The sequence below is a fragment of the Streptomyces sp. NPDC047515 genome, assembly GCF_040643055.1.
Lineage (GTDB): Bacteria > Actinomycetota > Actinomycetes > Streptomycetales > Streptomycetaceae > Streptomyces.
This window is the reverse complement of record NZ_JBEYTM010000057.1, coordinates 1-14,572: the sequence shown is the minus strand read 5'-3', so window position 1 is coordinate 14,572 and position 14,572 is coordinate 1. Positions and strand designations below refer to the sequence as shown.

General features: G+C 72.8%; 7 protein-coding genes. 6 read left to right on the top strand and 1 reads right to left on the bottom strand.

From position 1 onward, the window contains the following. Positions 1–43 precede the first annotated feature (43 nt). On the bottom strand, positions 44–1,666 hold the full coding sequence (locus tag ABZ826_RS31925) for a serine/threonine-protein kinase (protein WP_361456093.1): 1,623 nt from the start codon (positions 1,664–1,666) through the stop codon (positions 44–46). 589 nt (positions 1,667–2,255) lie between these two features. On the opposite strand from ABZ826_RS31925, the gene ABZ826_RS31920 reads away from it, so the two are divergent. The 6 genes from ABZ826_RS31920 (at position 2,256) to ABZ826_RS31895 (ending at position 14,448) form a co-directional block, all read left to right on the top strand. Then, positions 2,256–5,888 carry an FtsK/SpoIIIE domain-containing protein gene (locus ABZ826_RS31920; RefSeq protein WP_361456090.1) on the top strand — a complete coding sequence of 1,211 codons (3,633 nt, stop codon included), beginning with the start codon at positions 2,256–2,258 and terminating at the stop codon, positions 5,886–5,888. Between the two features lie 141 nt (positions 5,889–6,029). Next, a complete protein-coding gene (locus ABZ826_RS31915; RefSeq protein ID WP_361456087.1) occupies positions 6,030–7,397 on the top strand; it encodes an ABC transporter substrate-binding protein in 1,368 nt (455 codons plus the stop codon). A 4-nt stretch (positions 7,398–7,401) separates the two neighbouring features. Next, entirely contained in the window at positions 7,402–8,820 is a 1,419-nt protein-coding gene (locus tag ABZ826_RS31910) for a sugar ABC transporter permease (RefSeq protein ID WP_361456084.1), read from the top strand. Beyond that, complete coding sequence (locus ABZ826_RS31905; RefSeq protein ID WP_361456081.1) at positions 8,817–9,728, top strand: carbohydrate ABC transporter permease; 912 nt, start codon at positions 8,817–8,819, stop codon at positions 9,726–9,728. The genes ABZ826_RS31910 and ABZ826_RS31905 overlap by 4 nt, the downstream gene beginning before the upstream one ends. A gap of 161 nt (positions 9,729–9,889) precedes the next feature. Then, the gene (locus tag ABZ826_RS31900; RefSeq protein WP_361456078.1) at positions 9,890–12,196 is read left to right on the top strand and encodes a bifunctional glycosyltransferase family 2 protein/CDP-glycerol:glycerophosphate glycerophosphotransferase; all 2,307 of its coding nucleotides are present in this window, start codon (positions 9,890–9,892) and stop codon (positions 12,194–12,196) included. A gap of 77 nt (positions 12,197–12,273) precedes the next feature. After that, a complete protein-coding gene (locus ABZ826_RS31895) occupies positions 12,274–14,448 on the top strand; it encodes a bifunctional glycosyltransferase family 2 protein/CDP-glycerol:glycerophosphate glycerophosphotransferase (protein WP_361456075.1) in 2,175 nt (724 codons plus the stop codon). The last annotated feature ends 124 nt before the right edge of the window (positions 14,449–14,572 follow it).

Sequence of the window (14,572 nt, the reverse complement as noted above, 5' to 3'; positions counted from 1 at the left end):
GCAGAAGTCGATTTAGCTACAGAGTTGATGATGTGTCGGCCACTCAGGGGCCGCGGCTGCCGCCCAGTTCCGAGACCCAGTCGGTCACGGTGGAGACGGCGTCACTGATCGCCTGCCAGTAGCTCTTGCCCTGGCCGATCCAGTCCTGCAGCGGGGTCAGTTCCCAGATCAGCCAGCCCGCGACGAAGAGCAGGACCAGCGTGAACAAGCAGCCCTTGAGGCAGCCGAGTCCGGGGATCCTCATCGGGTTGGCGCTGCGCTGCCTGGGCTCGCGCGGCTGCCTCGGGGCGGGCTGCTGGGGCGGCGGCTGCTGCGGGGGCGCGTACTGCTGCCGCTGGTACTGCTGTTGGGGCTGGTGCTGCGGCTGATACTGCTGGGGCTGGGAGTACTGCTGCGGCGGCTGCTGGTACTGCGGACGCCGCGGTGGCTGCTGAGTCTGCGGCTGGGGCCGCTGGGGACGGCGGCGCAGCGGGTCCTGGTTCGGGTCGAGGTACTGGACCTGCGTCTGCTCATTGCGGTCACGGGCCGCCCGGAGCTGGGACTGCCAGGGGTGCGGGTCCTCGGGCTGCGGAGCGCCGTCCGGGCGCGGCGGTACGGGCGGCAGGACCGAGGTCGGGTCGGCGTGCCCGCCCGAGCCCTGGCCGGGGGCGTGCTGCATGACGCTGGTCGCGGCGTTCGGATCGTACGAGCCCGCGTTGCTCGGCAACACCTGCGTCGGGTCGGCCGCGCCGGGCGTCTGCGGAACGGCCGCGGGCGCCGGGTCGGGTGCGAGCAGGGCGCCCACGCCGTCGGCCGCCGCGATCTGGGCGGCACTGGCGTGCACCCCGATGCCGGCCGCGACGGTGCGCAGCGCGCGGGCCAGGTTCTCGGCGCTGGGCCGCCGGTCCGGGTCCTTGCTCAGGCAGCGCTCGATGACCGTCCAGAGCGGCGCCGGGACGGTGGTGGGGCGGCGGGGCTCCTCGCTGAGGTGCCGGTGCAGGACTTCGAGGGCGGTGCCACCGGAGAACGGCGGGCGGCCGGTGACCAGCTCGTACAGCAGGATGCCCGCGCCGTAGATGTCGACGGCGGAGGTCTGCGGGCGGCCCTCGGCGGACTCGGGCGCCACATAGGCGGGCGTGCCGACGAACTCATGGGTCCGGGTGAGCCCCGGGGAGTCGGCCAGCCGCGCGATGCCGAAGTCCGTGAGCATCGGGCGCATCCCGCCGTTGCGCTCGTCGAGCAGGACGTTGGCGGGCTTCAGGTCGCGGTGGACGACGCCGTCGGCGTGACTGGCGGCGAGCGCGTCCGCGATCTGGGCGGTGAGCAGCGCGGCGGCGACCGGGGTGAGCGGGCCGTTCTCACGGAGGTAGCGGTGCAGGTCGGGGCCGTCGACCAGATCCATGACGAGGGCGAGGAGATCGCCCTCGACGACCAGGTCGCGGGTGCGCACGATGTTCTCGTGGGTGAGCCGGAGCAGCACGGAGCGCTCGCGCAGGAACCGCATCACGACGTCCGCGTCGTTGGCGAGCTCCTCCTTCAGGACCTTGATCGCCACGGTCTCGCCGGGCTGGCCGGCCACGGCCGCCTCGGCGCCTGCGGTCTCCCGCTGGCGGGCACGCCAGACGGTGCCCGTGGCGCCGCGTCCCAGCGGCTCCTCGAGCAGGTACTTGCTGCCTACCGGCCGCACGTCATGCGCTCCCTGCTGATCGTGGTGCTTGCGGTGCTCCCGGATCGGTCCGGGAGTTCCGGCCCACTCTAGGGCCTGTCGTCAAACTGCCGCCGCCGTCCGGAGGGCTGCCGTGCGGCGCCCGGCACGCACGACGGACGGCGGTCCGTCGGCAGGCCCCGACGCGGGGCGGCCGACGGGGTCGAGCCGATCCGCCCGGTGATCGTCGCCGGCTCCGCCCGCCGGGCCCCGGCGCCTCCCGAGGAGGTGCCGGACCGGTCGCGGAACAAGACGCTCACATCGGGCCCATGGTTGCCGCACACCTGTACGACGCGTTCCGGCCACTCTCCCGGACCGGTTCCGCCGCCGCGGAGAACCTTCCAAGCAGGCACTTATGGGCGCACAGCAGACGTTTCAAGATCACTTAGCGGCGACCCCCGGGCGTGTTGTCAGTGGCAGGTGCGAGGATGCCTTCAGCACAGGACTGTGGGGTCGGGAGCCCTGCGGCATGTGACGAACCTGTACCGGACGACGCGTCCGTGTCGGGTGGGGGGAATCACAGGGCCTTTCCCCTGCCCGGCGCCCCGCGCAGAAGGGACCGCTGACGGCGATGCAGATCCGGCTGACCGTCCTCGCGCCGCGCAGCGGCCAGACCCCGGCGCGCGCCTGCGACGTGCTGGTCACCGCCCCGTCGGGGACGGCGCTCGCCACTGTGGCGTCCCCCCTGGCGGCAGCGGTCTCCGGGCCCGACGGCTCGCTCGGCAGCGGTGCGGTGGTGCTGTTCGCCGGGCGTGAGCGGCTGGACGCGCAGCGGTGCGCGCTGGGTGAGCCCCCGCTGGTCGACGGAGCCGTGCTCTCGCTCCAGGTCCCGGGCGAGGACGAGGCGGCGGACGACTCCGTTCCGGCGCAGCTGCACGTGATCGCGGGGCCCGACGCCGGCGGCGTCCATCTGCTGCACGGTGGCCGGATCCGGATCGGCCGCTCCGCCGACGCGGACGTCCCGCTCGACGACCCCGACGTGTCCCGGCTGCACTGCGCGGTGACGGTCTCGGCGGACGGTCTGGTCTCGGTCGCGGACCTGGGTTCCACCAACGGCACCCTGCTCGACGGCATGGAGGTCCGCGACCGCCCGGTCCGCCTGGATCCCGGCGCGCTGCTGCGGCTCGGCGAGTCGACGCTCCGGCTGACCTCCGGCGCCCGTACGCCGACGCTGGCGACGGCCCCGGACGGCGAGGGGCATCTGCGGGTGTCCGGCACGGCCGGTGCCGATGGCGACCCCGAGGCGTACGGCTCCGGCCACGCGTACGCCCAGGGCGTGTCCCCCGGCTCCGGGCCCGCCCCCCAGGAAGAGGCCGACGACCCTCACGCGTACGGAAGCGGCGACGGCGGGCACACCGACACCCGCCGCCGGTCCCCCGCCGAGCGCTCCCCCCGGTCCATGGGCGAGGAGTCGCCCCGGCGGGGTGGGATAGGCGCCTGGGCGCGCAGATTCGCGGGCAACAAGGGCGAGCCGGTCCACGAGGCGACACCCGACGGGACGGGGGAGGCCGGGCCGCCGTACCCGTCCGACGGCCCCCTGGCGCCACCCGGGTCCGCCGCGTCGAGCAGCTGGCCCGACCCCGCGGCCGTATTGCTGACCGCGCTCGGCCCCGGCCCCCGGCTCTGGGAGCGCGGCACCGCGCACCCGGAGGCGCTCGTGGTGCGCCTGGGCACGACGGACCGGGCCGAGCTGCCCGCCGTACCGGTGACCGTGGGGCTGCGGGAGGCCGGTTCCCTCGGGCTCGCCGGGCCGCGGACGCGGCTGGCCGGACTCGCCCGTTCGACGGTGGCGCAGCTCGCCGCGCTGCACTCCCCCGCCGACCTGGAGATCGTGCTGATCAGCACGGACCGCGCGCGCGGCGCGGACGAGCGCAGGCGCGAGTGGGCCTGGCTGGGCTGGCTGCCCCATCTGCGGCCGATGCACGGCCAGGACTGCCGGCTGCTCCTCGCGTACGACCGCGAGCAGGCCGTCGCCCGTACGACGGAGCTGGTGCGCCGGCTGGACGAGGGGCCGCTCGGGCCCGGCTGGGCGAGTCTGGACCGGAGCACGGTCGCCGAGGCCGCCGAGCGGTACACCGGGCCCTACACCGTGGTGATCGTCGACGGCGACCCCGGTTCGGCGGCGCTGCGCGAGACCACCGCCCGGCTGGCCGCCGCGGGCTCGGCCGCCGGAATCCATCTGATCTGTCTGGCGCAGACCCCGGCCGCCACACCCACCTCACCGGTCGCGGCGACGTACGAGGCCGCCTGCCACGCCTCGATCGCGTTCCGCGAGTGCGGGGCGGTGGCGATACTGAGCGGCGATGTGGCGACGGCCCTGCGACTGCTGCGTACCGCGGACGGCCGGGCCGCGGGCCGTGGCACCGTCGCCGCGGTGGACGCGGTGTCGGCGCACTGGGCCGACCGGTTCGGCCGGGCGCTGGCGCCGCTGCGCACGGAGGGTTCGGCCACGACCCACGGCCGATCCGCGTCGGTCGCGCTCCCGCCGACCGCCCGGCTGCTGGACGAGCTGGGCCTGGCGCGCGCCACTCCGGCCTCCCTGATGGCCCGCTGGGCCTCCACCGCGGACGACCAGCCCGGCGCCACGGCCCGCGGTCCGGGCCGCTGGACGGGCGGGCCGGGAGGTGCGGCCGGTGGAGGTACGGCCGCGGACGCCCGCGGTCCGGGCCGTACGGAGCACCCGCGCGGCGCGACCCCCCGCGTGGGCGCCCAGCGCTCGGCACCGGACGGCGTGGGCGGATACGTCCCCGGTTCGGGCCGCACCCCGTATCCCGGCAGCGAGACCGCCACGCACGTCGGCACACCGGGCCACGGCCTCGCGGGCGACGACGCCCACGACACCCGTGGCTCCGGGCGCAGCCCGTACCCCGGCACCGCCGCCCCCCGGGTCGGCGGCGGGCACTACGGCGGCTCGCCCGGGAACACCCCGGGCTCCCACACCGCTCCCGGGCCGGAGTTCCGGGGCGGTGGCGACGTCCAGGAGGCCGGCGGTCTCCGTTCGGCCGGGTCCGGGCGCACCCCGAACCGGGTGAGCGGACCGCGCGACGGCGACACGCCCCGGATCGCGGCGCGGACCGCCGAGGGCGCGGCGGCGGCCGGACATGCCGCCGCGGACACCGGCACGGGCACGCCCGCCGCCGCCCCCGCCGAAGGCACCGCCGCCGTGGCCACCGGGCGACCCGTCGTGGTGCTCGGGGCCGGGCCCCGGGGCCCGGTCAGTGTGGACCTGGCGGAGGAGGGCCCCCATCTCCTCATCGAGGGGCCGCCCGGCAGCGGACGTACGGAGCTGCTGCGGGCCGTCGCCGCCTCACTGGCCGCGGCCGCCCGGCCCGACCTGCTGGGCATACTGCTGGTCGACGGCGCCGGGGGCGAGCGCGGGGAGAGCCTCGGCCCGTGCGCCGAACTCCCGCACGCGTTCGCGCACCTGGTGGCCTCCGATCCGGTGCGGATGCGCGAGTTCGCGCAGGCGCTGGGCGGTGAGCTGAAGCGGCGGGCCGAACTGCTCGGCTCGTCCGACTTCACCGAGTGGCACCACCACCACGAGGTGGCGCAGCGAATGGTCGGTCAGCGGCCGCCGACGGCCGCGGAGCAGCGGGGCGACGTGGACTCGCCGATGAGCGGGACGCTCCGGCTGCGGCCCGCGGCGGCGCGGTCCGTGCGCCCCGGGCCCTCCCCGCTGCCCCGGCTCGTCGTCCTGGTCGACGACTTCGACGCGCTGGTCGCCCCGGCGCTCGGCAGTCCCGGCCGGCCGGCCGCCGGTTCCGTCGTGCGGGCGCTGGAGGCGGTGGCCCGGGAGGGCGGCCGGCTCGGCGTCCACCTGGTCGCGACGTCCGCCCGCCCGGACCGTACGGAAGACACGGATCTGACCCACGGGGCCCGGCTGCGCATCGTGCTGGATGCGCCGGCCGTGCCGCCCTCGCCGGAGGACCCGGCGCCCGGCCGTGGCCGGCTCGGTCATCCGGACGGGCGGGTGACGCCGTTCCAGGGCGGCAGGGTGACGGGACGCATTCCGCGTACGGCGACGCTGCGCCCCACCGTCGTGCCGTTGGAGTGGGAACGGATGGGCGATCCGCCCACCCGGCGCCCGGTCCGGGAGCTGGGCAACGGCCCGACGGACCTGGCGCTGCTCGCCAGTGCGCTGGAGCGGGCGGCCCGGTCGGTCGAAGCGGAGCCGATAGCCCCGTTCGGGCCCGTTCGCTCCTGAGGTATGCCCGATCCGTACATGCACTGACATCACGTCACGAGCCCATTACGATCAAGGAGTTGACGCAGGGAGCGGTATTGTGGCGCCCGTGCACCGGGCGTAGGACTGTGCGCACACGACGATGTGAGAGACGGGGAAGCTATGCGCACAACCCTTCGGATCAGCAGGGCCGCCGTGGTGTTCAGCGCCATCGGCGCACTGGCCCTCACCGGTTGCAGTGACGACGGCGACAGTGGAAAGGGCAAGCCGGAAAAGAGCTCCGGGAACGGCAAGGGGAGCTCGTCGAGCGTCGCCCTGCCGAAGCTGGACGGCGAGAAGCTCTCGGTCGCGGCGGTCTGGACCGGAGCCGAGCAGGCCAACTTCGTCAAGGTCCTCAAGGAGTTCGAGAAGCGCACGGGGGCGACAGTCTCCTTCGTCCCGGCGCAGGACCCGATCGTCAACTTCCTCGGTACGAAGATCGCGGGAGGTCAGCCGCCGGACGTCGCGATGATCCCGCAGGTCGGCGCGATCCAGCAGGCCGCGCAGAAGAAGTGGGCCAAGCCGGTCGGCCCCGAGGCCAAGGCCCAGCTGGCCAAGAACTACTCGCAGGTCTGGCAGGACCTCGGCGCGGTGGACGGCACCCAGTACGGCGTCTACTTCAAGGCCGCCAACAAGTCCCTGATCTGGTACAACGCCAAGGCGTTCGAGAACGCGGGCGCGTCCGAGCCGAAGACCTGGAAGGACTTCCTGGCGACGGCGGAGACGGTCTCCGCCTCGGGTGTCACCCCGGTCTCGGTCGGTGGCGCGGACGGCTGGACCCTCACCGACTGGTTCGAGAACATCTATCTCTCCCAGGCGGGCCCGGAGAAGTACGACCAGCTGGCCCAGCACACGATCAAGTGGACGGACCCGTCCGTCAAGGACGCGCTGACCACGCTCGCGCAGCTCTTCGGCAAGCCGTCACTGATCGCGGGCGGCGCCGATGGCGCGCTGCAGACGGAGTTCCCGGCCTCGGTCACCCAGACCTTCACCGGCGGTGACCAGCCGAAGGCCGCGATGGTCTACGAGGGCGACTTCGTGGCCGTCAACATCGCGCAGACGAAGGCGAAGATCGGGACGGACGCCAAGGTGTTCCCGTTCCCGGCGGTCGGCGCCGAGTCCCCCGTCGTGACGGGCGGCGACGCGGCGGTGGCCCTGAAGGACGGCAAGGGCGCGCAGGCCCTGCTGACCTGGCTGGCCTCGACCGACGCCGCGAAGATCATGGCCGAGCAGGGCGGTTTCATCTCGCCGAACAAGGCCCTGGACGCCGCCGCGTATCCGAACGAGGTGCAGCGCACGATGGCGAAGGCGCTGATCTCGGCGGGTGACGCGGTCCGGTTCGACATGTCCGACCAGGCTCCGCAGTCGTTCGGCGGGACGCCCGGGAAGGGCGAGTGGAAGACCCTCCAGGACTTCCTGAAGAACCCGAAGGACATCTCCGGGACTCAAGCGAAGCTGGAGTCCGACGCGGCCAAGGCGTACAAGAGCTGACGGGATGACGACAGCCGCAGCGGGGGGCGCCGACGCGGTGCCCCCCGCCGACAAGCATCCGTCCGGACAGCCGTCGGTACCCGCGCCCAGGAAGCCGTCCGATGCCCCGGCCAGTGGCCCGAAGCGCGGACTCAGGAGTGTGACCGGCACCCGTCGGATCATCGCCGCGCTCTTCCTGGCGCCCGCGCTGGTGCTGCTCGGCGCGCTCGTGGTCTATCCGATCGTGTACTCCGTGTACCGGTCGTTCTTCGACCAGGCGGGTACGGGCTTCGCCGGACTCGACAACTACAAGGCGCTGTTCACGGACGACACCATCCGCACGGCGATCAAGAACAACGCGATCTGGGTCGTGTTCGCCCCGACGGTCTCCACGGTCCTCGGGCTGATCTTCGCGGTGCTGACGGAACGGATCCGCTGGGGTACGGCGTTCAAACTGATCGTCTTCATGCCGATGGCGATCTCCATGCTCGCCGCCGGCATCATCTTCCGGCTGGTGTACGACCAGGCCCCGGAGCGCGGGGTCGCCAACGCCGTATGGGTGGGTGTGCACGACACCTTCGCCGAGTCGGCGAGCTATCCGAAGGCGCATCCGCTGCCCGTCCATCCGCTCAAGGCGGGCGGCGGCGGCTCGTTCGTCACCAAGGTGCCGGTGCGGGCCGGACAGCCGGTCCAACTGCCGCTGGTCGGTGTGGCACCGGCGAAGATGCCGACGGACGCGAAGCCGGCGAAGGCCGCCGCGGCGACGTCCGGGAAGATCACCGGTACCGCGTGGCTGGACTTCACCAACGGCGGCGGCGGCAGGCCGAATGTCATCGACGCCAAGGAGCTGGGGCTCAAGGGCATCAAGGTCGAAGCGGTCAAGGACGGCAAGGTGGTCGCCTCGGCGACCGCGGGCGCGGACGGCACGTTCACCCTGCCCGCCTCGGCCGATGGTGCCGAACTCCGGCTCCCCGCATCGAACTTCAAGGAGCCGTACAACGGGGTCGAGTGGCTCGGCCCGACGCTCGTCACACCGGCGATCATCGGCTCCTACGTCTGGATGTGGGCCGGGTTCGCGATGGTGCTGATCGCCGCGGGCCTGGCCGGTCTGCCGCGTGAACTCCTCGAAGCGGCCCGGGTGGACGGCGCGAACGAGTGGCAGGTGTTCCGCCGGATCACGGTGCCGATGCTCGCGCCCGTTCTCTCGGTGGTGCTGGTCACGCTGATGATCAACGTCCTGAAGGTCTTCGACCTGGTCTTCATCATCTCACCGGGCTCCTCGCTGGCCGACGCGAACGTGCTGGCGCTCCAGCTCTACCGCTCCTCGTTCGGCACGGACGCCGACCTCGGGATCGGCAGCGCCATCGCCGTACTCCTGCTGCTGCTGGTACTCCCGGTGATGTACGTCAACATCCGCCGGATCCGGAAGGAGGGGCGCCGATGACGACAGCCTCGGCCACGACCGCGAGCACGACGGCCGGTACCGCACCGGTGAAGGCCGAGCGGTCCCTCGGAGCACGCATCGCCGCCCGCGCCGGCGGCGGCGTGATGCGGGTCTTCCTCATCCTGGTGGGCCTGTTCTGGCTGATGCCGACCGTCGGGCTGCTGCTCTCCTCGCTGCGCGGCGCGGACGACATCGCGTCGAGCGGCTGGTGGAAGATCTTCACGGCCCCCTCCCAGCTCACCTTCGACAACTACTCCCGACTGCTGGACAATTCGACCATCACCCACTCCCTCCTCAGCACCGTCATGATCACCGTCCCGGCGACCGTCCTGGTCGTCGTGATCGGTTCACTGGCCGGATACGCCTTCGCATGGATGGACTTCCCCGGTCGCGACTGGTGGTTCCTGGTGGTCGTGGGGCTGTTGGTGGTGCCGGTCCAGGTGGCTCTGGTCCCGGTGTCCAAGCTCTTCGGCGCAGTCGGGATCTTCGAGACGACCTTCGGCGTGGTCATCTTCCACACGGCCTTCGGTCTGCCCTTCGCGATCTTCCTGCTGCGGAACTTCTTCGCGGAGATCCCGAGGGAACTGCTGGAAGCGGCCCGGCTCGACGGGGCCGGCGAGATCCGGCTCTTCACCCGGGTCGTGATGCCGCTCGGCGGTCCGGCGATCGCCTCGCTGGGGATCTTCCAGTTCCTCTGGGTGTGGAACGACATGCTGGTCGCGCTGATCTTCGCGGACTCCGACTCCCCGCCGATCACCGTGGCCCTGCAGCAGCAGGTACGGCAGTTCGGCAACAACATCGATGTGCTGGCGCCCGGCGCCTTCGTGTCGATGGTGATTCCGCTGGCGGTCTTCTTCGCCTTCCAGCGCCAGTTCGTCTCCGGCGTGATGGCGGGCGCGGTGAAGTAGTTCGCGCACAGCAGTACGTCAACACGGGGTGGTCCTGTTCACCGCAACAGGGCCACCCCACCTGCTGTTTCACAGGTTTGCCACATTTTGACGTAACTCCGTCACTCCATCGGCCGTTTGCGGACCGCCCGCCCGCGCTGCGAACGACCCATGGATGTGTTGTGCCCCGGTTCAGTGTCATCGTGCCCGCGTACCGGGTTCAGGCGTATCTGCACGAGAGCCTGGACTCGGTGCTGACGCAGTCGTTCGAGGACTTCGAGCTCATCGCGGTGGACGACTGCTCGCCCGATGCCTGTGGCGCCGTCATCGACGAGTTCGCCGCCCGCGACGGCCGGGTGCGGGCCCTGCACCTGCCGGAGAACGTGGGCCTGGGCCGGGCCCGGAACGCCGGGATCGCGCAGGCCACCGGCGACTACCTGATCTTCCTGGACAGCGACGACACCCTCACCCCCGGCGCCCTGCGGGCCGTCGCCGACCGGATCGAGGAGACCGCGGAACCCGACGTCCTGGTCTACGACTACGCCCGCACGTACTGGACGGGCGAGAGCGTGCGCAACACCTTCGCCGAGCACCTCGCCCAGACCGGACCCGCCACCTTCACGCTCGCCGACCGGCCGGGGCTGCTGAAGGTCCTGATGGTCGTCTGGAACAAGGCGTACCGCCGCGAGTTCGTCGAGGCCGAGAAGTTCGCCTTCCCGTCCGGTTACTACGAGGACACACCCTGGACCTACCCGGTGCTGATGGCCGCCCGCTCGATCGCGGTGCTCGACCGGGTGTGCGTCGGCTACCGGCAGCGGCGCCGGGGCAACATCCTGGCCACCACCAGTCGCAAGCACTTCGACATCTTCGAACAGTACGACCGGGTCTTCGCGTTCATCGACTCCCGCCCCCGGCTCGCGCCCTGGCGGCCGTTGATCCACCGCAGGATGCTCGACCACTTCTGCACGCTGTTCACCGCCCGGGGCAGGCTGCCGCGCGGCAGCCACGCCGAGTTCTTCCGCCGCGCCCGCGCCCACTGCGCCCGCTACCGCACCCCCGGCGCCCCCGCCACGCTCCGCGCCCGGCTGCGCCACGGCCTGATCCGGCTGGGCGCGCGCCGTACCTACCGCGCGCTGTGGACGGCGCAGGTGCTGCACAGACGGCTGCGGAGGGTCACCGCGGCCGTCCGCCGGGTACTGCGGGCCGCCGCCCTCCAGGCGTACTACCGCGTCCAGTTGCGGCTGCCCGTCCAGCGGGACCGGGCGGTGTTCGCCGCGTACTGGCACCGCGGCTACGCCTGCAGCCCGGCGGCGATCGAGGCGAAGGCCCGCGAACTGGTCCCCGGGCTGCGGACCGCCTGGATCTGCCGCCCCGAGGACGCGCACACCGTGCCCACCGGGACGCGCGGCATCACCCCCGGGACGTACGGCTACTGGCGGGCGCTGGCCCGCTCCGGCTATCTGGTGAACAACGTCAACTTCGACCGCCGGCTGGTCAAGCGGCGCGGCCAGGTGCTGGTCCAGACCCATCACGGCACCCCGCTCAAGACCATGGGCCTGGACCTTCAGGACCGGCCGGCGGCGGCCCGCGGGACGGACTTCGGGCAGTTGCTCGCCAACGTCGACAAGTGGGACTACTCCCTCTCCGCGAACCGGCACTCCACCCTCGTCTGGGAGAAGGCCTATCCGTCGGCCTCCGCGAGCTGCGCGACGCTGGAGTACGGCTCGCCGCGCAATGACATCTACCAGCGGGCCACCGCCGACGACGTGGCGCGGCTGCGCGAGACGATCGGCGTCCCCGAGGGCGCCCTGGCCCTGCTGTACGCGCCCACGCACCGCGACTACCGGCGCGACCAGCACTCCGTGCTCGACCTGGCACGCGTGGCACGGGACCTCGGTCCGGGCTTCGTGATCCTGGCCCGCGCCCACTACTCGTACGGGGGCCAGCCGGTCCGCGAGCCGCATCCGCGGGTCGTCGACGTCAGCGGCCATCCGTCCGTCGAGGCCCTGGCGCTCGCCTCCGACGCGCTGATCACGGACTACTCGTCGCTGATGTTCGACTACGCCAACCTGGACCGGCCCGTCGTCATCCACTGCGGCGACCGCGAGGCGTACGAGGCGGCCCGCGGCACCTACTTCGACCTGCACTCCTGCCCGCCCGGCGCGATCGCGTACAGCGAGGCCGAGCTGCTCGACGTCTTCGCGACCGGCCACTGGTGCGGCGCCCGCTCCGCCCGGCAGCGCGAGGCGTTCCGGCAGCGCTTCTGTCCGTACGACGACGGGTACGCGGCGGAGCGGGTGGTGCGCCGGGTCTTCCTGGGCGAGGCGGCCGTGCGTCCGCCGGTGATCCCTCCGGCGCTGCGGCAGCCCGCACCGGCGGCGGGCGACCCGGCACGGGTCCCGGTCCCCGCCCACGCCCCGCTCCCCGGGGACCGGCAGGCTGCCACGGACCTCGGTCTCGCCGGGGCGCGCCCCACCAACCTCCCCTGACCGCGCCCCCTCCCCCGTGCCGCGCCTGCCCCGCCTGCCCCGCCTGCCCTGAGAACAGAGTCCGAGGAAGAGCCCGTATGACCCGGCTGAGTGTCATCATCCCCGTCCGCCGCGCCCGAGGGCAGCTGCGCGAGTGCCTGGAGTCGGTGCTCACCCAGTCGTTCACGGACATCGAGGTGATCGGGGTCGACGACGGTGCGCCGGACGGATCGGGGCTGCTGTTCGACGAGTTCGCCGTACGGGACCGCCGGGTGCAGGTCGTCCATCTGCCGCCGGGGGCCGGCCAGGACGGGCGGCGCAACGCCGGGGCCGAGCGGGCCGTCGGCGACTATCTCCTCTTCCTGGAGGGCAACTTCGTCCTGCTGCCGGGCGCCCTGCGGGCCGTCGCCGACCGGCTGGAGGCCTGTGGTGACCCCGAACTGCTGCTGTTCGGCCATCACCGGCGGCCGTTCCGGGGCCGCCCCCGGCCGACCCGGTCTCTGGAGCTGCTCCGCGCGCTGTCCGAGGACCAACTTCCCCTCGCCGGGCATCCCGTACTCCTGGACATCGCGCCGGTCTCCTGGAACCGCGCCGTGCGCCGCACCCTTCACGAGGGCGAGAAGCTGGTGTTCGGACCCGGACAGCACGGGGAGCGGATGTACGCGCTCCAGACCCTCGCCGTCGCCGGATCCGTCGCTGTGCTCCCCACCGCGTGCGTCGAGCACCGCGGCCGGCGCGGTCTGCCCGTCGAGACCGACGGCCCCGAAGCGGCGGACGGCTCCGCGCCCCACCGGCTCGTCGACGCGTACGCCGGTCTGATGGAGTTCGTCCGGGACCGGCCGCCCCTGCGTCCCGTACGGGCCCTGCTCTTCGACCGGGCGGCCTCGGAACTCCTCGCCGGGTACCCGGTGGTGACCCGGCGACGCAGGCGCTACGTACGGTCCGTGGCGGCCTTCCACCGGGCGCACCGGCCCGAGGAGCACCGCTTCCCGGCCGGTGCCAAGGGGCTGCGGCCGAGACTGATGAGCGAGGGCCGGTATGTCGCGCTCGCCGCCCTCGACACGGTCCTGGCCCTGCGCCGGAGACTGCGGGCGGCGCCCGGCGCGGTCCGGGCGCGGGCCGGACGCGCCCTGTCCACGCGTTACTACTGGTGGCAGCGGAGGCTTCCGCTGGACCCCGGGCTCGCCGTCTACGCCGCGTACTGGAACCGCGGGGTGAGCTGCAATCCGGAGGCCGTCTTCCGCAAGGCCCGGGAGCTGGCCCCGCAGGTGCGCGGGGTGTGGGTGGTGGCGAGGAACCAGGCGGGCACGGTGCCCGAGGGCATCGACCACGTGGTGCCGGGAACCCGCCGCTACTGGCAGGTGCTGGCCCGTGCCACGTACTTCTTCAACAACGTCAACTTCCCCGATCACCTGGTCAAGCGGCCCGGCCAGATCCATGTGATGACCCATCACGGCACTCCGCTGAAGATCATGGGGCTCGACCAGCAGGACTATCCGGCGGCGGCCCAGGGGCTGAACTTCGACCGGCTGCTCCAGCGCGTCGACCGGTGGGACTGGAGCGTCTCGGCCAATCCGCACTCCACCGAGGTGTGGGCCCGTGCCTACCCGGGCGCCGCGCGGTCCCTCGAAGCGGGCTATCCGCGCAATGACGTCTTCGCGACGGCGACGGACGAGCGGATCGCGGAGATCCGCGCGGGGCTCGGCATCCGTCCTGGGCAGCGGGCCGTGCTGTACGCGCCGACGCACCGCGACTACGAGGCGGCCTTCACCAGCCGGCTGGACCTGGTGCGGCTCTGCGAGGCGCTCGACCCGGACACCGTGGTGATGGTCCGCGCCCACTACTTCTACGAGGGTGCCGGACTGCCGGAGCACCCCTCGCTCCTCGATGTCTGTGACCATCCGCGGATCGAGGAACTGTGCCTGGCGGCGGACGCGCTGGTGACGGACTACTCGTCGGTCATGTTCGACTACGCCCATCTGGACCGTCCGATCGTGGTGCACGCCCCCGACTGGGAGACGTACCGCACGGTCCGGGGGGTCTGCTTCGATCTGCTGTCCGGAAGACCCGGCGACACCCCGGGGGCGGTCTCCACCAGCACGGAGGAGCTGGCCCGGATCCTCCTCGACGGCAGCTGGCGGAGCCCGGCGAACGAGGCGCTTCGGGCCGCGTTCCGGGCCCGGTTCTGCCCTTACGACGACGGGCGCGCCGCGGAACGGGTGGTGCGGCAGGTGCTGCTGGGGGAGGCGGCGCCGGTCGGCGGACGGGCCTGAGGACGAGGTCCGTCCGCCGACGCGGTCTCAGCTTGGCGTTTAACGTGGGCGGGCTTGGTGTTCTTTGATCGATTCGGCGCGTTTGACGGTCTTGCCGACGTCGTGGTGCCTGGCCCGGTGGCTG